Raw genomic sequence first — 23171 nt, forward strand, 5'->3', positions numbered from 1 at the left:
TTAAATCCTAAAGTTTCAATAAGTATTGAAAATATGAAAAGAATTGTATATTTTGTAATTATAAGTTTATTTAGTTTTGGTGCTTTCGCACAATCTGGATTTGACGCAAAAACTAAGAAAAACAAAGGTGTACCCAATTTAGAACATGTATTTAAGGAAATAGATGGTTCTCAAAATAGCAGCTCAAGACTGAGGCAGAGACCTGTTAAATCTAGTGTGGAATTACATTCTTCTATAGATTACAAAACATATAGAGATTCAGAATCTGGTTCAGTGATTTTTATTGAAAACAATAAAGAAGGTCTTTCTGGTAAACAGCAAAGAAAAACGGCAAGTGCTCAGGCTTACGATTTCCTTGAAGATGTTAAAGGACAGTTGAACGTAGAGAATCCTAAAAAGGAGTTTACTGCTATTTCTAGTATTAACGATGAGCAGGGTTTGAGCCATCTTAAGTTTCAGCAGGAATATAAAGGAATTAAAATTTATGGGGCAGAAATAGTCACGCATGCCGATGATAAAAAGGTAAAGAGCTTGAATGGGAAAGCTTTTCCAACACCAAGCAATTTGAATATCAAACCGAAGATAAATGAAAAAGAAGCCATTAGTTTAGGCTTACAGGAATTGGCCAAATCTTCTATTCTACGGAAAGATGGTTTTGAGAATGGCTTTTTTGAGATAGCTCAAGACAAAGCAGACCTCATCATATATTATAATGAAAAGACTCCAGTTTTAGCTTATGAAATGACATTGAAACCGAATCTGCTGGAGAGGTGGGTAGTTTTTATGGATGCTCAGTCAGGAGAGATAATTGACAAATACAATCATACATGCACGCTGGATGGTGTTTTTCAAACTTCCGCAAAAGATTTGAATGGTTTTACACGGAGCTTCAATATTATTCAGAGCGGTGCAAATTACTTCATGGTGGACCCTTCAAAACCGATGTTTGATAACAATCAATCAAAACTGCCAGATGCTCCTGTAGGTGCTGTATGGACTATTGATGCTTTGGATTCAAGGATTAGTGGAGAAATGGAATTTGCTCACGTTACATCAAATGATGGAACAACATGGAGCCCCACTGCGGTTTCGGCTCATAATAATGCTTCTATCTGCTATGATTATTATAGAACTAAGTTTAACAGAAACTCCCTGAATGGAAAAGGTGGGAATATCATTTCGGTAATTAACATTACGGATGAAGATGGTAAAGGAATGGATAATGCTTACTGGAATGGTGAGTTTATGGGTTACGGAAATGGAGCACAAGGGTTTAAACCACTAGCAGGGGCTTTAGATGTAGCAGGCCATGAAATGACTCATGGGGTTATTGAAAATACAGCTCGTTTAGAATACAGAAATCAATCAGGAGCACTGAACGAATCATTCGCCGATATTTTTGGGGCTTTAATAGATAGAGATGATTGGACTTTGGGTGAAGATGTGGTGAAACCTAACGTTTTTCCGTCGGGTGCTTTAAGGAGTTTAGAAAACCCTAACCAAGGAGGGAAAAATGACCCAGGATATCAACCCAAAAACATGAGTCAATATGTTTACTTAAGAGATACTCCTAGTGAGGATAATGGAGGTGTTCATATTAATTCAGGCATACCTAATCATGCTTTTTATCTTTTTGCTACAGGTACTGGGATGAATAAGGATAAAGCTGAACGTGTTTATTACCATACGCTAACTAATTACATTACCAGAACTTCCAAATTTGTAGATTTAAGATTAGCAGTAATTCAAGCGGCAAAAGACCTTTATGGAGAAGGACAGGAGTCGGCAGCTGCTGCTTCAGCTTTTGACCAAGTAGGAATTACAGCACCAGGAAGTGGACAGCAGGTTCCTGAAATAGAAGAAGAAATTATTGACGTGAATCCGGGTGACCAGTTTTTAGTAGTTTACGAGCCCGTAGGAAAGAGTATTTACCGAGGTTTAGAGGGCGGACAAAACTATGATATAATTTCAGATGGTATAGGCTGTCAAAGAAAGCCAAGTATTTCGGATGATGGTACGGCTATGTTTTTTGTGGGTGATGATGGCAATATTTACTATGTGGATTTAACGGCATCTAATGCTACTGCACAGGCGTTAAGTACCAATGGAGCTTGGTCAAATGTGGCTATTTCTAAAAATGGAATTTTACTGGCAGCACTTACCTCTTCAGAAGATGGAAAAATCTATGTCTTTAATTTAGAAACTGACCAGCAAGCTAGTTTTGAACTTTTTAATCCTACGTATTCGCAAGGAATATCTACTGGGGAGGTGCTATATGCAGATGCCTTAGAGTGGGATTATTCTGGAGAGTATCTGGTTTATGATGCTTTTAACAGAGTCAGTAGTTTGTTCGGCGATTTAGAATATTGGGATGTAGGTTTGCTAAGAGCCTGGGATTTAAGTACCAATAGTTTTGGCGATGGTGATATTGAAAAAATATTTTCCGATTTAGATGAGGGAGATAATATTGGTAATCCTGCTTTGTCAAAAACGAATCCGAATATTATTGCATTTGATTACTTAGATGCTCGGGAAGACAAGTTTTACATTCTTGGCGTTAACCTTTATTCAGGTGGATTAAACCTGATGATTGAAAATAATGCTATTGGCTATCCAGACTATTCTATAGATGATAAAAAGCTAGCTTACACAGCGGAGGAAGCCGTGGGAGAGGTAGTTAAGACTATTCCTTTAAATGCAGATAGAATTTCTACGAATGCTACTTCTGGCAGAAGGGTTTTTGGGGATGGACAAGACAAATGGGTTGTTTATTATGCTCAAGGGCAGCGTAAGTTACCTACTAAAGAGGCACAAACTATTTCATTTCCTAGCCTTTCAGACCAAAACGCAGGAGCCACAGTTAATCTTAATGCCGTGGCAAGTTCTGGTTTTGGAGTTCAGTATTCTGTAATAGCGGGTGATGCTACTATTCAGGGTAATACTGTAGTGGTAGGGAGTACTCCTGGTCTAATAACAGTACAAGCTTTTCAAGTAGGAGGGAGTGACTTTACTTCGGCCAGTGCCGAGCAAAGTTTTTGTTTAAATCCACAAGCTTTGTCTATTACATCAGACGGAGAAACAGTTTTTGCTTCAAACTCCAGTTTATACCAATGGTATGTTAATGGAAATCCGCTGGGCGGTCAAACCACAAACAGCCAACTAGTAGTTGACAGAAATGGAACTTACAGTGTAAAAGCAGCTACAGCCGACGGCTGTTTAAGTGGGTTTTCAAACCAAATACAATTACAGCTTCAAAGAGTTTTGGGTACAGAACCGAGTGAATTAGCCGCTTTAAATGTTTACCCAAATCCTGCTCAAAACGAAATCAAAATTAGCGTTCCAAAGGGAAGCAGTTTTGTGTCTGCTGAGATACGAAACACAAGTGGTAAGTCTATTTTAAATTCGGATAAGGAAGTGATAAATATAGGACACTTTAATGCAGGTGTTTATATTATTAAAGTAACTACTGATAAGGGAGATGCGTATAGAAAGGTAGTGAAACAGTAAACGGCTTAATTATTGTATTATATTAGATGTTACTAGCTGATAAATACAGTTAGGACAAATAAAAAAGTGCCTAGTTCCTGATAAGAATGATACAAAAGCCCGACAAACTTTTACTCATTGCCATGTTTATTGGCCTGGTTTTCCATGGCACTATTTTCTTTTTTACGTTTGATTCTACTTACGACGCCTTCGTTCATATTTTCTTTGCAGACCATTATTCTCGGTCGTGGTTTGAACCTTGGGATAATCGGTGGTACACAGGTTTTAATGTAACCAGCTATCCGCCCTTAGTTCATCAGTTAACGGCTTTACTTTCTAAGATAGTTGGTTTAAAATACGCCTTTGTGTTTTTGGCGGCAGCCATAGTTCAACTTCTTATAGTAGGGGCGTATCGATTTTCAAAACTGTGGACGACCCCAAGAGCCGCAGGTTATGCTGCTATTTTTGCTTGTTTCTGCTCTTCCATAGTAGAAGCATTACATCTTTTTGGCCAGCTACCCACGCTAATGGGTATTGCCTGTCTTCTTAATGCCTTACCAGAAGTTTATAGATGGATGCGGTATGGGAAGTATTATAGATTGGCTACTGCATTGTCTATCATGGGAGTGGGAGTTACCTCTCACCATGTAACTACTATTTTTGGAATGGTCTTCTTCATTGCCCCTGTAATGGGTTTGGCAGTGGTAGATACTATTATTGCTAAAAATAAGGACGTAGAAGGGGCTGATAAATGGTATTACAGTTTTGTGGAGCAGAACGTATCAAAATTCAAAATTACGCTTAGAGGGTTTCTGGAAGAGACATGGAATAAAAGGAAAGAGCTGGTGCTTTTTGTGGGTAGTGTTCCTTTAATTATGATGCTGATATTTCCTTATTTTTATTGGTCGGCCACCGACCCAATAAATCAGGTTTCTATTCCGCATGGCTCTCGTGATTCTTTTATTGAGGTTACATCTTCTGGCTTAATGTTCTTTTTGATTCCCATGGGAATTATCCTGCTCCTCATGCCGTACATCTTTATACGGGTTTGGACCAGAAGAAACTTTTTCATTGGTCTTTCTTTTACACTCATGGTGCTTTTAGGTACCGGAGGAACCACGCCTTTACCTAAGCTAATGTTGGGCGAAAATGCCTTTAATATCTTAACGCTTGATAGGTTTACCTTTTGGGCTACCATAATTAGTATTCCGTTTATTGGCGAGTTTTTTTATCGCTTATTAGAAGCTGACTTAAAAGACTATTTGAGAGAAAAGTTAGGTGTTTGGCCACATCGATTAACTTGGATTCTGTTGGCGGGGATTTTAAGTATACTGACTACTTTTATTATCAACTTAGGTACATTTAGGCCTTTACAGCCCCAAAGCATAGATACAAAACCAATGCTTCAGTTTCTGGAAAGAGACCAGCATGACAAATGGCGTTACATGACTTTGGGTTTTGGTGACCAAATGGCTTGGCTTTCTGCTCAGACCAAAGCACAATCCGTAGATGGAAATTATCACTCGGCAAGGCGACTGCCAGAAATGACCACAAGACCCTTAGAAAGGTTAGAAAATTCAAAGTTTAAAGGTGTTCAAGGTTTAGGTTCTTTGCAGCAATTTCTCACGGTGCCAGAAAAATATTATTTGAAGTACGTTTTTTCAAACGACAAATTCTATGACCCCATTTTATACTTTTCAGGCTGGGAAAGAGTGCAGCGTTTAGAAAACGGAATTATGGTTTGGCAAAAACAAGACGTGCCTCCCTTGCCTTCTGCTTTGAAGAAAAAAGAGCTACCTAAAATCATGAAACTTTGGTGGGGTATTATGCCGGTACTTTCGCTTTTGATAGCTTTTGGGGTTAATTTCGTTTATGTATGGTATACTCGAATAAAGAAAAATCACGAGTTTGATGACGAATACCGGAACGACAATTTTTTAATAGCTCCATTAAGCAAATGGACTTTTATTTTCTTGGGAGTTTGGATAGGAGTAATTGTGACAGTGACTAGTGTAGTAATTATCAAAGGTTTGTTTCACTCGCCTTATGACGACCCTGAAAGTGTGGTGGAGGCCTACTATGATGCTGTTGATTTTAAATATTTTGGAGCAGCTTATGAGTTTTTTGAGCCCGAGACACGTCCTAGTTTTGAAGACTATTTTATTAAGCTTTCGGTAGAAGACGGTATTGTGGCGTCATACGCCAAACTGGATAACATGGTCATATCTACAGAGAAAATTGATAAGAATAATTATTTGGCGAAAGTAGATGCCGAGTGGATTACGCCTGTGGAGCAATACATGACGCATAACGAGCATAGAGTTACCAAAGTAAAAGGAAAGTGGTATATAATAGCCCCGAAATTTGACAACAGTATTCCGCCTGACACTTTTGTGGAGGAGTCTTTATTAAGCATGCACAGTCAGGGGAAGAGGCAAACGGGCACAGACCCAACTCAGCATGATGACGTAATGGACAGGCCAGAGCTTAAGATTTTAAATGCGAGATTGGTAAAAAAGGATAGCAGCTACACGGTGGTGGGTGAGCTTCAAAATATTGATAATTATCCTGCTCATATAACTGTATTGGCAGATTTGTATGACGAGTACAATAGAAAACTGGTGAGTTATAATGTGAAATATGGCAGTATTCACCGCATTATGCCAAAGGAGGTAGTTTCTTTCAGAATCAATTTTGAATCAACAGCCTGGGTAAAAACCGATGATTTAGACCCAGGGGAGTTTAACCCAGAAGAGTTTACGGAATATGATTTTCCTATGGCACCCGTCAAATTTAAAATATTGGCAAGAGCCGTAATTGACAAAAATGACTTATACCGCTCTGTAGGTTTACAAAACGTGCAGATTCATGATAATATACTGGAAGGAGAAGGCTTTAATTATGGTACAGAAGAGGTGAGTGTACCTAAGGTGCTGGTGTCTTATTATGATAATGATGAAAAAGTGAAATGGGTGGAGGTTTTCTTTATGAGAGAGGGAATAAGACAGCAGAGAAAGCGAAAGCTAAAGCATAAACTCGCTGATTTTTCAGACTATAGTATAATCTATGAAGGAACTGAGGCCGATTTTTATGTCAATGGCTTACCAAGTATTTCCTATATAAGCGTGCCGCAAACCCAAAAAATGACGCATAAAATACCACTAGGGAATAATGATAAACTAGGATTAAGAATAGACGGCTATTTGGGTAGCCCTACCATTTATTAATGACAAAGAAATTAAAAATAGCGACCATTTTTATAGCATCATTTTTACTGATGGTGTTTTGCTATTTGTTTGTTTTTAGCAAAGGTGGGCATGTGGAGGAGCCAACTTTAGTTCCGAGCGAAATAAAGGATTTAAGTTTTCCAGACAGTATTTCTGTGGGGAGAAAACTTAGGCATGAGGTGGGTTTTGATGCTTCTAATTGTCATTTGTTACTAAGTACATCATGGGGTAATTATGTGGTAGAACCGCAGCAAGAAAATGATAAATGGTTTTTTGCGATTGAAGATAGTTTAACGCAAACGGCTGGTGTTTATATTTTGGATTTGGCCTGTGCAGGCAGGCTTATAAAAAGTAAGCAGATGCAGGTTTTTAGTGGTTTGCCAGCTGAGCCGCTTGAGGCATTTATAGGTTCCAAATCTATAGAGGCAGATAATGGAGGGCATTGGGCTATGATATTGGCTATACCTACCGATACTTTTGAAAACTTAACTGCCGATAAAACGCTAGTAAATTTTAGTTTATATAGGCCAGATGAGCGTTTTGAAAAGCTTAATAGGAATACCGAGCATGGTGTAGCTTATCATAAAATTTATAGTAAAAGCAAGGTAGGGAAGACGATTATAGGAGTAAGGGCTGGGGCAGCCACTGCTAAAGAAAAGGAGCTTTTAGAGATGCCAGGCTTTCCTGTAAACTTTAAAATTTATGCAGAACGGGTGTATTCGTATGCTGATAAACGTCAGAATTTTCATTTAAAGACTTCCGTGATTAAAGACAAATACGGAAATATTGTGGCTGATGGAACACTCTTAAATATTGATGTGACTGATAGTGATAATTCAAAAAGAATATTGACCAGCTATACCATGGATGGCGTGGCAGAATTAGATATCCAAAATCCTTCTCTAGCAGGTAAAATATCAATAAATGGAAGTATTTATGGTGATGCTAAAAGCAACAAACTTGAGCTCTCTTTCAAAAAGTATTTAGCCATATTGCCTGTGAGATTTAGTGCCGAGGAAAAAGCGGTAATAGTAGGACCATTAGTAGGACCACTGAAACAATATATGTCTGACGGAGCCGAAATAGAAATGTATATAGAATCTTTGGACATGCTGAAAATAGGCGTGGTGAAAAATGGCTACGCCAAAATTGATTTGACAGACATGAAGGCTGGCAACTATAAAGGGTTAGTAAGTTCTGGAGGACTGGAAAGCGAAGTTGATATTAAATTAAAAACCAATGAATAAGGATAAGTTATTTTTCAAAATAGTGTTCTCCATTGGTGTCATGCTTTTGCTTGGGCTTTTGGCAGGTGGAGCTGCTAAATTCTTAGCCTATTTTAATTCTGGAGGGGATAGGGAAGACCTTTTGAAACTAGCGGAGGTTTTGCCAGATGAAATAAATCCAGAAATAAATTGGCTTCCTGATGATGCTAATACTGGGAGACCTATGGAGGTTTTTAGTCGTGATATTATAGCAGGAGGTTATGTGAGAGCATTATATCAAAGAGATTTGAGTTTGTTTACAGGTAATTCAGATGGGGTAAAAGAGTATTATACCAGAGAAGCTCGTCCTAAAATCTTTCATCAAATAAGCTTGGTGAATGAGAAAAAGATGAGTGTGGAGCGAGTAGAACTCAATCATAATCTAAAACTTCATTTTTACTCTGCTGATGGGCAAATCGTTTCTTTTACCGATTATGAAGTTCAAACTTTAAAACGATTAAATACCTCAAAAAACGAACGTATACTCTCTACCGCAGATACGTCTTCTTATAAAGTTATCATGCAGCTAGATGATGGTTACTGGCGAATAAAGCATTTAGAAAGAGGCATTTTTGAAGAGTTATATCCAGATTTTGTACAGGATTCATTAGTGATATTTCAAGAACATCGTGATTCATTATTGGCCAAAGTGCCTAAAATAAAAGGCATTAACTACTACCCCAAAGACCATCCTTTTAAAGATTTTTGGATAAATTATGACACCTCGGCAGTAGAAAGTGATTTTGAGTTGATAAAAGAAATGAACTTAAACACAGTTCGTGTTTTTATCAATTATGAGCAGTTTGGTAAAGGTGTGGTAGTGCCAGAAATGCTTTTAAGGTTAGAGCATTTATTAAACACTGCGGAGGCAAATGAGCTTCAAGTATTGGTCACAATGTTTGATTTTAACTCTAATTACAACCTTTTAAACTTCGCAAACACAGATAGGCAATTGGAGGTGATAATGAAGCGATTCAAAAATCATCCAGCGATATTGGCTTATGACTTAAAAAACGAGCCAGACATAGATTATCACTATCAAAACCCTGACGATGTGAAGCAGTGGTTACGGTTTATAATTAGCAAAGCGAGAAAGTATGACCCAAGTCATCCTATCACTGTAGGGTGGGCATATCCGGAAAGTGCTCAGTATCTGGCAGATAGTTTAGATTTTGTATCTTTCCATTATTATCGAGATTTAGAGAATTTAGGCAAGGATATTGATAGATTAAAAGAGGAAACCAATCAAAAAACACTTCTTTTAGAGGAATTCGGTTTGTCGTCTTATCAAAGTAGCATTATGCCACTGGGTAAAACACAAAGTCAACAAGCAGAGCATTTAAAGAGCGTTCAAGATATTCTTAAAAGTAAGGGTGATATTCCATACATGTATTGGACACTCTACGACTTTTCAGAAGTAGCAGGAGATGTGGCTGGGAGTATGCCTTGGCAAAAAGGTCCTCAGAAAGGTTTTGGTGTATTGAATCAAAAAGGGAAGCCTAAGAAAGTGTATGAGGTGCTGGTAAATCCAGAACAAACGCATCAGTTTTCTAAATTGAGTAAGATTCCAAAATTTGTTTTTGTATACCTCATCTTTTCTGTACTAGCTGCGAGTGTTTTGATTTTTAGGAAATCCATTGTTCGCACGATAAAGAGATTTAACAAATGAAAAAGAAACTTAAAATTGCAGTAGTTTCGAGTTATCCTCCGGGTAAGCGTACCTTAAATGAGTATGGGTATTATCTCATAAATCATTTTAGGAATAAGCCGGAAGATTATGAGAAAATTATCCTTCTTTCAGACCAACTTCCTGATGGGAAAACGTTTGACTTTTTAGACCAGCCAGTACCTATTGAAGATCATCAAGTATGGGATTTTAACTGGTGGACTAATCCCTTAAAAATATTGAAAGCGGTAAAACGCTCACAGGCTGATATTGTACTTTATAATATTCAGTTTCTTTCTTTTGGAGACAAAAAAATACCTGCAGCTTTAGGGCTTTTGACACCGCTACTTACTAGAATGAGTGGTGTGCCGTCTGTGGTGCTTCTGCATAATATTTTAGAGCAGGTAGATCTTAACGAGGCAGGAATTACAAAAAATAAGTTGGTTTCAGGAATTTATAACATGATAGGCACCATGCTTACGCGTTTTATTCTTTCTGCCAATGTTTTGGCAGTAACTATTCCAAAATATGTTGAAATTTTAGAGAAGAAATATAGAGCTAAAAATGTAGCCCTTATTCCACATGGAAGTTTTGAAGTTCCTCCCATGCCTACGTTCAAACTACCAGAAGGGCCTCTTCAAGTAATGGCATTTGGTAAGTTTGGAACCTATAAAAAGGTGGAAGGGATGATTGAAGCTGTAGAGCTTATCAGAAAAAGAACATCTTTAGACATAGAAATTGTGGTAGCGGGAACAGACAGTCCTAATACTCCAGGGTATTTAGAGGGTGTCAAAGAAAAATATAAAGAGGTATCTCAGTTAAGATTTACCGGTTATGTGGCAGAAGAAGATGTGCCAGTGATTTTTGGCGAGTCTGCTGTTTCAGTATTTCCTTACACATCTACCACAGGTAGCTCAGGGGTACTTCATCAAGCTGGTAGTTATGGTAACGCCGTGGTGATGCCTATGCTTGGCGATTTGGCCATGCTGGTAGAAGAAGAAGGTTATGCAGGCGAGTTTTTTGAGCCAGATTCTGTTGAGAGTTTAGCCGATGCCATTCAAAAGGTTTTAGAAAATGAGGAATATAGATTGCAGTTGGGTAGAAGAAACTACTTTGCGGCAGCTTCACTTCCTATGGAAGATTTGGTAGACTGGTACTACCTCCATTTTCAAAAGTTGCTGGTTGACTAGCACTTTTTTTGATTGATTTTGAAATGCATGCCTTTAGGTGTGCATTTTTTTTGTTTTAAGATTTACTGCTTTTAAGAAACGTATGCCCGAAGTGAAAGAGAATCATAGAAGTCATTAAGCCCATCATTAAGTAAATTTGAACGTTAATAATTTGTTCAAAATCAGCATGGAAGAGTGTGATAAGTACAATTTGGGCTATACCACCTAAAATGGTAATCCAAACAGGTAAAACTCTGTCGAGGGAAATATGGTAATAAACAAAGACATTAGAAAGGGCAAATAGTGCAGTAGCCAATGCGTATTTCCAAAGCAAAGGAGCTATAGAGATATAGGCTTCACCAAAAAGTATGTTAACCATCATTTCAGGGAATAGATAACTGAAGAGCACTATACCAGCTGCTATAATACCTACTACAGCTAAACCACCTACAAAATAAAGAGTATGGTCTTTCCCCTCTTTTTCTAGTTTTACCACTATTGGGAAAAGTAGGGTTACTACCGTCCACGTTCCAAAATAAACGATACGGCCAATAAGAGCCATAGCAGCATAAAGACCTGCTTCTTCTGGCTCATAGAAATGTTTAACCAAAATGATGTCGCTATTATTTATCAATATTTGACTGCACTCATAAAGCAAAATCATCAAAAGAAACTTCAGAACATCTTTTTGGTCAAAAGTGGTTTCGCTAGTAGAACTCTCTGTTTTTACTCTAGAAATCCACCAGGTAGCTATAAGGGAAAGTGTAAGTCCCCAGGCCACACCGTTTACACGGTAACCTAAATAGACCAAAGCCATGGAGACTATTAGTCGTACCCACATTTCGCTTTGATATGTAAGTGCCAGTTTTTTGTAATTCAATTTACCTTGAAGTATACCTCTATTTACGCTCATGAGCATATAAAATGGCATTCCTATTCCTAAAATGGCAAAAGGGAGGTAAGAGGAGGTTTGGAAAAAGTCTTGCCAAAAAACAGACATTGATACCACAATCACCATCATGGCTATTCCACCTATAACAGCACGTCTATTTAACCAAGCACTTATTCCTGTAATTAAGCTTTGTTTTCCTTCGGCCTCGTAAGAGGCTACATACTTTGCAGCGGTAAGCTGGAAAGCTAAAGCAAAAAACGAAACCATAAGAATTAAGGTTACTAAAAGACTGACCTCAGAAAAGTCTGAAGGACCCAACCACCTTCCAAAAACTAAATTAATGGCATAGTTTCCTGCGTTTACCAGTAAAGTACTCGCAAAAAGTATACTGCCATCGGTAACAAGTTTTTTCTGTGTGGATGCCATCCTAATTGATTTTAATGTGGTTTAAATCTTAATTCTTTTAAGACTTCTTAATCATATCTAAAAACTTGGTTTGGCTCAGTAGTTTATAGATAGTACTATCCTCGTTTATTTTTAGTTTCATACTTCCATCTTTATCTTGAAGCATTTTAAATGTGGTAGCAATGGCATTTACACCTACTATGTCCGCATCTTCTGTAGCACTAAGGTCTAGGTGAAGTGTGGATGTTCTTTGAGCTGCTTTGTTAAGCAGTTTTTTCCATTCTAAGGCTTTTTCAGTGGTGAAATCACCTTCTATTATCATTGTTTCCATTTCTGTACCGTTTAATATTTAATAGCTATTTGAAGCAGCTGCCCTAAAATTGTTATCGAGTCTCTCATAGATAGTTTTGAGCCATCTTCATGCACCCATCTTTTTAATGGCTGTTCGCAAATCATGGATTGAACCTTGTCAGCTCCATAGAATTTTTTCATTCTTAAGAATATCTCTACATCAAAAATCCAACGGGTTAGAAATTTCTCATTGAAAAGATTTTCTACTACTTCTCGTCGCATTACTTTGGCACCACATTGGGTATCTTGAAACTCCATTCCAAGAATTTTTCTAATCACCCAATTGACCGTTTTACTAATAATTCCTCTTGAAGATTGTCTGAAAATAGAAGCACCTATTCGTTGAATTCTAGAGCCGGCCACTAATTTGTATTCGGAGCCAGAAAGTGTTTTTACTAAATCTTCAAAATCTGCAAAGTTGGTAGAAAGGTCGGCATCTAAAAAACCAAGGTAATCTAAAGAGCGGTCTTGCAGCAAATCTATCATTCCTAACCTTACCGCTTCAGCTTTTCCGCCATTTTGAGGGCAATTGAAAACCTTAATACTATCGGGGTATTGCTTCTGGAATTTGTTCAAAACGTCCAAGGTACCATCTGTACTTCCGTCATTAACAAAAGATAATAGATAACCTTTATTACTCTCTAAAAAGCTAGCAAACTCGCCAGTTTTTAATCTTTCTTCTTCATTATAACAGGGGATAACCACACCCACGCCATTCTTCTGTAATATTCCAGAGGAACTCTCGCTCCCTTTTTTAAAGTCTTCGTTTTTAAGCGAAATCTTTAGCAATTTCTTTACTCTGACTACTACTTCGTTTAATCCTACAGGCTTTTCTATATAGTCGTCGGCTCCTGCTTCAAAGGCTTCTACAATAACAGTTTCCTCATCGTTTCCAGACATTACTATGATTGGAACTTTCGACTTTTTAGTAACTCGTATATATTCCATAACCTCAAAGCCTGATTTTTGAGGCATGTTTAAGTCCAAGATAACCAGGTCAGGACTATTAAGATCAAACATCTCAATGGCGTCTAAGCCATTTGAAGTGGCTATTACGTCAAAACCAACTTGTTCCAGTTTGTACTTTATAGACTTTAAAATGATTGGTTGATCATCCGCCGTAAGAATTCTCATATATGTTATATAGATTGAGTGTTATAAATTTGTAAGCAAAAAGAATACCGTAAATGCCCTTTACCCTTGCACATACTGCTGCTATTTTACCCTTTCGTCGTTTTTTGTCAAAATACCTTTCCATTTCCGGTCTTTTAATGGGTAGCATGGCTCCAGATTTTGAGTTTTTTTTAAGGGTAACGCTGTATGGTATATGGGGGCATACTTGGTGGGGTGTATTGTTTTTCAACTTGCCAGTCTCCATTTTACTTTGTCTTTTCTTTCATATTTATGTGAAAAGAAGCTTAATAGACCACCTGCCGCCCTTTTTACATCAACGTCTTGCTAAATATAAGAACTTAGATTGGTATATTTATTTCAAGGCTAATTGGTTAAAAGTAATTTTTTCAATTTTAATTGGAGTTTTAACGCACTTTTTATGGGATAATTTCACGCATGAGCCCAATTATACATTCCCGTTTTATTTTGATGATCTTTCTCATGTTTTTTTATTGAATGGAAAAGCGATACCATTATATAGTATTTTACAGGTCTTAAGCTCAGTTTTTGGAATGCTATATTTTGTGTATTTTATGCTAAATATGCCACGAGATAGCAATATGAACGGTTTAGCCTATACTAAAAGGTTAAGGTATTGGGTTTGGGTATCTGTAGTTTTTTGTCTTGTAATAGTAATTAGATACCTTATAGGGGTGCCTGAAGAAAAACCAATTGGACAGATTATTGTAGTTTCAATAAGTGCTTTGCTAATTAGTATTAGCTTGATATCACAACTATTAAAATATGAACAGACTTAAAGGATTTTATACGGTTTTATTGTTCATAGGTTACTCCATAACTTATGCCCAATCTCCTATGGACCCTGGTTTTAAAATGCTAGAGGGTGGGCACTTTGAAAAGGCTCGTGACTTTTTCGCAGATTATCTTAAAACAGATTCTTTAAACCAAACTGCACTTTTGTGTTTTGGTAGAGGAACAGGCCTGGCTGGTAATACGGTGGAGGCTAAAGAGGTTTTTAGTAAACTTCAAAAAAGGTATCCAGGGAATTATGAAATTGACCTTAATATGGCAGAAGCTCATATGTGGAGCAAAGATTTCAAAACGGCACTGGAGCTTTACGCAGATTTGGTAAAACGAGATAGTACAAGTTTTGCGGCCGTTTTGGGTTTTGCAAATGCCTATTCTGAGAATAATGAATATGACAATGCTCTTAAATACATAGCAAAAGCTTTAGAAATAATGCCTGGTAATGCTAACGCCATGGTAAGTAGAAAGTATATGCGTTTAGGGAAGGCATCTAAGTATTCTTATGTAGGTGAGTTTGAAGAAGCTATTAGTTATTTCGATTTGATTTTGGCTGAAAATGCAAAAGACCCCGATGCTCTTATTAATAAAGCTCAGGCTTTAATTTCGTTAAAGAAGTATGAAGAGGCTAACGAAGTTTTCGAAACCTTAAAAACAGTTTCTGGAAAAGAAGTAGATGCCTATTTAGGAATGTCAAGAATAGCCAATCTTCAAAAAGAGCCCAAAGATGCTCTCAAAATAATAGAAGAAGGCATGGCCTTTACAGATAGTAGTACTGTTTTAAAAGCAAGCTTAGGCAAAGTAAACGCATTGGCTTGGAATAAGAAATTTGATGAGTCCTTCGAACTGCTGAATAATTTAAAAACAGCATATCCTGATAACCTAGATGTATTGGCTGGTTTTGGGAGAATTAATATTTGGAGTAAAGGCTTCGCAAAAGGTGCAGGTTATTTTAAAGAGTTACTGAAAGACAAACCAGGTTCTTTTGACGGTAATCTAGGTTATGCAGATGCTCATCATGCTCAGGGGCTGGATGATGTAGCTTTTAAGTACGTAAGGAAAACACTAGAGTATTATGATGAGCAGCGTGACGCTCTTAAATTTTTAGAAAAGCTTCATGTAGCACATGACCCTTCTATAAGCTCTCATGTTTATTTTAGTAGGGATAATGGCGGTAATACTTCAGAAAATTATCAAGTGTCTGCTACTTATGACCCATCGCCTAGATTCAGAACATCGCTTACATATTACCAGCGTTCCGCCAAAAGTTCAGTTTCTGAAATAGCGAATCAAAGTGTCACGGTTGCTACCATAAGTCCGGGGCTATCTTACAAAGTAAATGGTAAACTGAAGGTAAGTGGAGAGGTAGGGTTTCTTAATACTTCACAATATGAAAGAGTATTAGGTATGTTACAAGCCGACCTTAATGTGGGTAAGTTTCAGCAGTTTCAGTTAAGGTATAATCAGGAAATGCAAACGTTTACTTCAGAACTGATTGACAGAAACCTTAAGCTAGATAATATTACACTTAATTATAATTTGAGTTTGCCTTCAAAAATTGGAGCCTACTCTCAAATGATTCATACACAGGTTTCAGACGGTAATGTGCGTAACCTATGGTTTGCATCACTTTATTATGATATTAAGCAGTCTCCAGTGGTTAAAGCTGGTTTTAATTACAGTTACTTTTCTTTTAAGAAGCAGCTGCCTGCTGTTTATTTTAGTCCTGATGTGTTCAGAGGTTATGAGCTTTTTGTAGCTGCCGAAAACGTAAACGAAGAAAATGCTAAGTGGATTTATCAGGCAATTTTTGCGGGAGGATTACAGCAAATTAGTACTGAAAAGTCACAAGGCATTTACCGTTTTGACGTTAAAACGGGTTGGAAGTTTTCACCAAGATTTATGCTGATGGGCTATTACATGAAATCTAACTCGGCCGCTTCCAGTGTTCAAGGTTTCACGTATAATGAGTGGGGTATAAAAACTAAATGGGTGCTACCGCTTAGAAAGTTGTAGCTCTAATATTTTAGAAGAAGAAAAAAAAATAGATATTTTAAGTCAATCAAACTTTAATAAAATGAAGGGGATAGTATTCACAGAATTTTTGGAAATGGTGGAAGAGAAGTTTACCTATGAAATGGTGGACGATATTCTTACAATGAAAGAGCTTCCATCAAAAGGTATTTATTCTGCCGTTGGTACTTATTCTCATACTGAAATGGTCACGCTGGTGGTCAACCTTCATGAAAAAACAGAAATACCCTTACCCGTTCTTTTAGAAACTTTTGGAGAGTATTTATTTCATGGCCTTTTCAAAGCTTACGGCAGCATGTTTTCTGACATTGGAAACGCCTTTGATATGTTAGAATCTATAGAGGGGTATATTCATGTGCAGGTAAGAAAGCTTTATCCTGATGCTGAGTTGCCTCATTTTAAGATAGAGAGAGAAGGTGAAAATAAATTGGTATTAGATTATTCCTCGGAGAGAAGAATGGGAGATTTAGCCTTAGGTCTTATAAAAGGCTGCCTAAATCACTTCAAAGAAGATGCTGAAGTTAAAATGGAGAGTTTATCAGAAGATGGTTCTAAAGTTCGATTTATAGTTTCTAAGTAAGCAGCGTATGGAAAGCCATAAAGAAATAGAGCTTTTAAAAAGAAGGATTCAGAGAGAAAAGGATGCTAGAAAGGCTGCTGAGCTTATTTTAGAAGAAAAAGCTCTGGAACTTTACAATGCCAATGCCGAACTTCAAGGGCTAAATGAAGCTCTGGAAAAAGAGGTTGATAAAAGAACCAAAGACCTTAAGATAAGTAAAAAGAGGTATCAGCAGTTAGTAGAGTCGGCTGACGAGATAATTTACGAATTAGACGCAGATGGGAAAATACTTTACGCCAATCCCATTGCTTACAGAATCTTAGAAGTAAGTAAAGAAGAATTAATAGGTAAATCTGTTATTTCCCTGTTAGAGGAAAGTCATATACAGCCTATAATAGATTCTTTTGTTCATTGCGTTAAAAATGGTATTAAGCAAGCTTATATAGAATATCAAGTTGTCAAAAAAAGTGGCGAAAAGATATGGCTTGGTCAAAGTACCCAGTATGATTTTGTTGATTTAAATGGCGAAAATGTTTTTGTAGGTGCTAGAGCCATAGCCAGAGATATTACCGAAAAGCATGTGGCACAAGAGCAGCTACAGCTCAGCGAGGAAAAGTATCGCCGTATCATGGAAAATATGGATTTAGGTTTTCTTGAGATAGACCTAAACGGAAAAATAGTGAGGGCTTATAATAGGTTCTGTGTTATGACCGGTTATGAGGAAAGTGAGCTTATAGGCAAAACTACATTGGAGGTTTTAGCAGTAGATGAATTTAAGAATGTAGTTCACAAAAACGAGACGGCGAGGGTTGACGGTTTATCAAATTCCTATGAGGTTCAAATTCGTAAGAAAAACGGAGAACCTTTATGGGTATTAATAAGCGGAGGTCCTGTTTATAATACACGTGGTAAAGTAGTGGGTTCTGTAGGTATTCATTTTGACTTAACAGAGCAAAAAAGAGTGCAAGAAGAGCTTTCTCAAGCGAAGCAAAAAGCGGAAGAAGCAGAGCGAGTAGAGAAAGAATTTTTGGCAAACATGAGCCATGAGATTAGAACGCCGCTAAATGCTATCATTGGTATGTCTCATTTGTTATATGATACCAGACCTACGCCAGAGCAAGTAGAGTATTTTGAGGTTATAAATAACTCTGCCAACTTTTTACATCACCTAATTTCTGATGTATTAGATATGGCGAAGATAGGTGCGGGTAAAATGGATGCTAAAAATGAGCCATTTGACCTCGTTGGTCTTTTAAAAACAGTAGAGAAAACCTATCAGCTAAAACTAGGCGATAGGCCTATTGAGCTTCTTAATAAGTATGATACCAGTATTGATTATTTAGTAAGTGGAGATGAAACCTTTCTAAACCAGATTCTACTAAACTTGGTTGGTAATTCTGAGAAGTTTACCCAGAAAGGCTATATAAAACTAGAAACTGAAATAGTAAAAAAAGAGGGTAATAAGGCTTGGTTTAAGTTTTTAATAGCTGATACAGGAATTGGAATAGATAAAGAGAAGCAAAAGCTAATTTTTGAAAAGTTTAAACAAGTAACATCCAAAGAGAATTCTAAAACCAAAGGCACAGGTTTAGGTTTGGCTATTGTAAAAGAGTTGGTTCATATTTTGGGCGGAGCCATTGAAGTGGCAGAAAACCCAGAAGGAGGCACCATCTTCTCTTTTGAAATACCTTTCGAAATAACTGATATTAGAAGGTCAGAATCTTTAGATATTAGCCAAAAAGAAAGTGCTACTTATGGAGGTTTGAATGTGTTATTAGTAGAAGATAATATCTTAAATAGGCGTTATGCTAGCACTTTACTTAAGAAGTGGGATCTAACTGTTTTTGATGCCAATGATGGTTTAGAAGCCATTAGTATGTCAAATAAGAGAAAATATGACCTCATCTTGATGGATATTCAAATGCCTAATTTAAATGGCTATGAAGCCTCTATAGGAATTAGAAATGTGGCAAATCCTAATCAAGATACACCAATTGTAGCCATCACCGCTTCTGCCATGTCTTTTGAAAAGAGCAAGGCTTTAGATGCTGGGATGAACGATATTTTGACCAAACCATTTACACCGCCAGAACTAGAAGCGGTTTTAAATAAATACTTGAACATTGCTAAGCGTGATGAGCCAGCAAAACCGAAAGAAATAGAAATAGATATGACCGAATTAGATAATGCTCGCCTAGTAGAAATTTATGGCGATGATATGGATTTTAAGAAAATGGTTTTCGAAATGTTTGTAGAAGAATTGCCATCTCAAACAGAAGAATTAGTGGATCTTAATGAATCAAAAAGGTGGACTGATTTAGGTCAATTAGCTCATAAAATGAAACCTGCATTTGGAATGGTAGGTTTGTCTGAAGGTGAAGAAGAGCTAAGAAAAATAGAAGCCGGAATAAAAACGGATGGTATAAACGAAAGTTTAGAAATGCTAATAAACGAGGTTTTAGCTAAGCTTCCGGGGTATCAGAACCTTGTTCAAAGGGAATTAACACAGATGTAATATTATGAAGATTCTTCAAAAGTTATTTAGAAAAAATAAGTGGAAAGACGAAAGGAAAGAGGACGGCTTTAGCAATGAAAAGGCACAGTTAGTGCTGGCTTTTTGCGGTAAAGAGTTGCTAAATTCTGAAAACATTGATGGTCTTATAAAAGAGTACCCCAATGCCACTGTAATATCGGCTACCACATCTGGAGAAGTTTTTGACGACTGCATGTATGATAGTAGTATTTCTCTTACCGCAATTGAGCTTGAAAAAACTGAAATTAAGATTAAGCTAGGTAATATTAATTCTTATAAAAACAGTAATGAACTTGGCTCAAATTTAATGGCGGAGGTAGACAAAGAAGGTCTTCAGTATGTCATGGTTATTTCTGATGGAAACCTTATTAATGGTTCTGAGTTAGTAGAAGGAATAAGAAGTAGTAATAGTACCAATGTATTAATAACAGGAGGTTTGGCCGGTGACGGTGCACGTTTTGAATCAACTTTAGTAGGAGTTAATGAAGATATAAAAGAAGGTAATGTAGTGCTCATTGGCTTTTATGGCGAAAGTATTAGAGTGGGGCACGGTTCACTTGGTGGTTGGGATGCCTTTGGGCACGAGAGAACTATTACCAAAGCAGAGAAAAACGTTTTATTTGAATTAGATGGTAAAAGTGCTCTGAAACTATACAAGGAATACCTTGGAGATTATGCCGCAGAATTGCCTTCTTCTGCACTTTTATTTCCACTTTCAATAGGAGCGGAAGGAGATGCAGTTAAGAATGTAAGAACTATTCTGTCGATTGATGAAGAGAATCAATCCATGACTTTTGCAGGAAATATGCCAGTAGGTAGTAAAGTAAGGCTTATGAAAGCCAATTTTGATAAGCTTATTGATGCGGCTTCAGGAGCGGCAGAAAGTGCTCTTGATATTTCTAAAACTAAACCAGAACTAGCCATCTTAATTAGCTGTGTGGGAAGAAAATTAGTATTGAACGAAAGAGTAGAAGAAGAGTTGGAAAGAGCTAAAAGTATTTTTGGTGATGACGCATTTTTGACTGGATTTTATTCCTACGGCGAAATTTCTCCAATGATAGAAAGAGCCAAATGTGAGCTTATGAACCAAACCATGACAATTACCACTTTAACTGAGATTTAAAATGGAAAGGCATAAATTACTGCAGAAGCAAATTAGGAAGTATGTAGACTTAGATGAGGTGAGCCTGGATGGTTTAGAAGACTTCTTAACGGCCATTAATAACAGCTATGCTTCTTTTGATAGAGATAAAAAAATCACGGAACATGCCTTTGAAGTAAGTGAAAGGGAGTATCAGGAGGTGATGGATAATCTCAAAAAGGAGAACGAGTTAAAGATAGCCTCCATTCAGAAAGTCAAGCAGACCTTGATAGAGCTGGATAGTAGAAATGCTCCTTTTTTGCGTGAAAGTGAAGACCTTATTGAGATTATTGACTTCTTGCAAGAGCAGGTTCATATTAAGAATGAATTAGAAGCTACGCTCATTGCTGCTAAAGATAATGCCGAGAAAGCAGCCTTAGCTAAGTCTAATTTCTTATCGGTTATGAGTCATGAAATTAGAACTCCTCTGAATGCTATTATTGGCAATATTCATATTCTAAAGCAGGAGCCTCATTTACCTTCCCAAGAAGACTTTATTGATATTTTGCAGGTATCAGCTTTTAACCTTTTAAGTCTTGTAAATGATGTTTTGGATTTTAGTAAGATAGAAGAAGGAAAAGTCAATTTTGTCAAAAAGCCTATTTCGCTAAAAAACATTGCAGAAACAGTTAAGGCAACTAATAAATTTAAGGCTTCTGAGCATGAAAACGAGATTATAGTTAATGTCTCAGAAGATATTCCAGCAGTACTTTTAGGAGACGATGTAAGGTTAAATCAGGTGCTTAATAACTTGATGTCTAATGCTTTAAAGTTTACGCATAACGGAAATGTATATTTAGATGTGTCTTTAGACCGCATAGAGCAAACCGAAGTTTTTGTAAATTTTTCTGTCAAAGACTCAGGTATAGGAATAAAAGAAGAATCTATCGAGAAAATATTTGAAAGGTTTACACAGGCCGACTCTAACACCACCAGAGAGTTTGGTGGTTCAGGTTTAGGTTTAACCATAATTAAAAAGCTCTTAAATCTTCAAGACAGCGAAATTCATGTAGAAAGTGAATATGGAAAAGGGGCAAGGTTTTACTTTACACTAGCTTTCTCAAACCTTACGAAGGAAGATGAAACCAAAATTATTAGTGGAAATTCGGATATAGAATATCCTTTAGATGGTAAAACTGTATTGCTGGTAGAGGATGTCAAATTTAACGTTTTAGTAGCTCAACGAATGATTCAGGCCTGGGGCATGACGGTAGATTTAGCTGAAAATGGTCAAATAGCGGTAGATAAAGCAGCAGAAAATACCTATGATGTCATTCTGATGGATTTACAAATGCCCGTTATGGATGGTTTCACAGCTACTAAAAACATTCGAAAAATGGGCGTTGAGACATCCATTATTGCACTAACAGCCTCAGTTTCTGTAGATTCTCAAACCGAAGTAATAAAATGTGGTATGAATGATTATCTGACTAAACCATTTAACCCAAAGGATTTGAAACGAGCTTTACAAAAAGCTATCTACAAAGAGTAAGCTTATTGCTGAGTATAGTTGTATATGAGCTATAAACACGCGTTTTTTAGACGCATATCAAGAGTACTGGCAATTCCAAGAGTCATTCCTTTTAACCATGGAGGGTGCGTATACGGTACAGTGAGAGATGCCACCATCCGGATAGAACTTTAAGGAGTCTAAGCAATAGCAATGAGATTCATCTTTTAACTCGTATGAGCTAATACGTTTTTTTATATAATGCTAGGGTCTTTTCAAAAATACCCTTAATGCATTTATCCATAGACTTTTTTTATATTCCACATTTCCAGAACTCTTCGTTTAAGACAATTGAGTACAAGAAGTAATCTGCTTTCACGGTAGGTTTTAATTTCAAACTGTCCCCATTTTAAATACTTCAAAAGAGTTGTCAATGACTAAAAGAACATGTCTCTTTTGGTTTATTTGAGCATTTGCGAGTAGTGAAGTAAATAGTATGCCTAAAGTGTGCCTTACTAGGTACATATTTGATTTTTACAAGGATTTGTTTGTAGTCGATAAATTATTAAAGGGTATCATGCGGGATGCATAAGCTTGCGTACGAATGTTTTATCAACGTTTTTTGAAAACTATCGTGATAATGTTTTAATTGTACTATTCCAATAGTATGCCTTTTGTATATGCTGGGTTGGTGCGAAAATAAAATCATGCCAAAAGTGCCTTGCTGATATGTATTTAGGTCTTTTTAAGCATTTTGATGGTAAATAGGACTAATTTAATCTCAAAAATAAATTGTACTATTTTGGCACTTTTTTTGCTGCGTATAAAGCAAAACTTAATACTTAAAAAGAATGAAAATTAAAACTTTTGTCCCTGCAGAATACATAGAGCAAGTAATGGAAATGAGCAAAGACGTTTTCACCAAGGATGAAGAGTTGGAGTTTTTAAAGTCTTGCCTTTTTTATCTAAAAGAAGGTGTAACAGCACAGCAAGCCATTGAAATGTCAATGGTAGATTATCTAGTAGATATGTAAGTTGCTGAGCTTAACAAAAGA

The 23171-nt window shown here is 36.9% G+C and carries 15 protein-coding genes; 12 read left to right on the plus strand and 3 right to left on the minus strand.

Going from position 1 to position 23171, the window contains the following annotated elements; all coding sequences use genetic code 11:
- The first annotated feature begins 33 nt into the window (after positions 1-33).
- The 5 genes from AC0L6O_RS06910 to AC0L6O_RS06930 all read left to right on the plus strand — a co-directional run bounded on the left by AC0L6O_RS06910 (position 34) and on the right by AC0L6O_RS06930 (position 10834).
- Positions 34-3507: a M4 family metallopeptidase gene (locus AC0L6O_RS06910; protein WP_473307334.1), complete on the plus strand. Its 3474-nt coding sequence runs from the start codon at positions 34-36 to the stop codon at positions 3505-3507.
- Between the two features lie 86 nt (positions 3508-3593).
- Complete coding sequence (locus AC0L6O_RS06915; protein ID WP_473307336.1) at positions 3594-6713, plus strand: hypothetical protein; 3120 nt, start codon at positions 3594-3596, stop codon at positions 6711-6713.
- Positions 6713-7960 (plus strand): hypothetical protein, encoded by a 1248-nt coding sequence (locus AC0L6O_RS06920; protein WP_473307337.1) that lies wholly within the window; start codon positions 6713-6715, stop codon positions 7958-7960. Before AC0L6O_RS06915 ends, AC0L6O_RS06920 begins: the two co-directional genes overlap by 1 nt.
- Positions 7953-9647 carry a cellulase family glycosylhydrolase gene (locus AC0L6O_RS06925; protein ID WP_473307339.1) on the plus strand — a complete coding sequence of 565 codons (1695 nt, stop codon included), beginning with the start codon at positions 7953-7955 and terminating at the stop codon, positions 9645-9647. The genes AC0L6O_RS06920 and AC0L6O_RS06925 overlap by 8 nt, the downstream gene beginning before the upstream one ends.
- The gene (locus tag AC0L6O_RS06930) at positions 9644-10834 is read left to right on the plus strand and encodes a glycosyltransferase (protein WP_473307340.1); all 1191 of its coding nucleotides are present in this window, start codon (positions 9644-9646) and stop codon (positions 10832-10834) included. The genes AC0L6O_RS06925 and AC0L6O_RS06930 overlap by 4 nt, the downstream gene beginning before the upstream one ends.
- Before the next feature lie 55 nt (positions 10835-10889).
- On the opposite strand, the gene AC0L6O_RS06935 is transcribed toward AC0L6O_RS06930, so the two are convergent.
- Genes AC0L6O_RS06935 through AC0L6O_RS06945 form a run of 3 tightly spaced genes read right to left on the minus strand, consistent with a single transcriptional unit; the run spans position 10890 to position 13595 of the window.
- Positions 10890-12131: an oligosaccharide flippase family protein gene (locus AC0L6O_RS06935; RefSeq protein WP_473307341.1), complete on the minus strand. Its 1242-nt coding sequence runs from the start codon at positions 12129-12131 to the stop codon at positions 10890-10892.
- Between the two features lie 37 nt (positions 12132-12168).
- Positions 12169-12441 carry an STAS domain-containing protein gene (locus AC0L6O_RS06940; protein ID WP_473307343.1) on the minus strand — a complete coding sequence of 91 codons (273 nt, stop codon included), beginning with the start codon at positions 12439-12441 and terminating at the stop codon, positions 12169-12171.
- A gap of 11 nt (positions 12442-12452) precedes the next feature.
- Positions 12453-13595, minus strand: coding sequence for a response regulator (locus tag AC0L6O_RS06945; RefSeq protein ID WP_473307344.1), 1143 nt, complete (start codon positions 13593-13595; stop codon positions 12453-12455).
- Between the two features lie 53 nt (positions 13596-13648).
- Between AC0L6O_RS06945 and AC0L6O_RS06950 the strand changes: the two genes are divergently transcribed.
- The 7 genes from AC0L6O_RS06950 to AC0L6O_RS06980 all read left to right on the plus strand — a co-directional run bounded on the left by AC0L6O_RS06950 (position 13649) and on the right by AC0L6O_RS06980 (position 23150).
- On the plus strand, positions 13649-14392 hold the full coding sequence (locus AC0L6O_RS06950) for a DUF4184 family protein (protein WP_473307345.1): 744 nt from the start codon (positions 13649-13651) through the stop codon (positions 14390-14392).
- Positions 14379-16415: a tetratricopeptide repeat protein gene (locus AC0L6O_RS06955; protein ID WP_473307347.1), complete on the plus strand. Its 2037-nt coding sequence runs from the start codon at positions 14379-14381 to the stop codon at positions 16413-16415. The genes AC0L6O_RS06950 and AC0L6O_RS06955 overlap by 14 nt, the downstream gene beginning before the upstream one ends.
- A gap of 61 nt (positions 16416-16476) precedes the next feature.
- The gene (locus tag AC0L6O_RS06960) at positions 16477-17013 is read left to right on the plus strand and encodes a heme NO-binding domain-containing protein (protein ID WP_473307348.1); all 537 of its coding nucleotides are present in this window, start codon (positions 16477-16479) and stop codon (positions 17011-17013) included.
- A 7-nt stretch (positions 17014-17020) separates the two neighbouring features.
- Complete coding sequence (locus AC0L6O_RS06965) at positions 17021-19507, plus strand: PAS domain S-box protein (RefSeq protein ID WP_473307349.1); 2487 nt, start codon at positions 17021-17023, stop codon at positions 19505-19507.
- A 4-nt stretch (positions 19508-19511) separates the two neighbouring features.
- Positions 19512-20648 (plus strand): FIST signal transduction protein, encoded by a 1137-nt coding sequence (locus AC0L6O_RS06970; RefSeq protein ID WP_473307351.1) that lies wholly within the window; start codon positions 19512-19514, stop codon positions 20646-20648.
- 1 nt (position 20649) lies between these two features.
- Positions 20650-22158, plus strand: coding sequence for a response regulator (locus AC0L6O_RS06975; protein WP_473307353.1), 1509 nt, complete (start codon positions 20650-20652; stop codon positions 22156-22158).
- 809 nt (positions 22159-22967) lie between these two features.
- A complete protein-coding gene (locus AC0L6O_RS06980) occupies positions 22968-23150 on the plus strand; it encodes a hypothetical protein (protein WP_473307355.1) in 183 nt (60 codons plus the stop codon).
- The last annotated feature ends 21 nt before the right edge of the window (positions 23151-23171 follow it).

The sequence above is a fragment of the Arcticibacterium sp. GJ41-1 genome, from assembly GCF_055808875.1.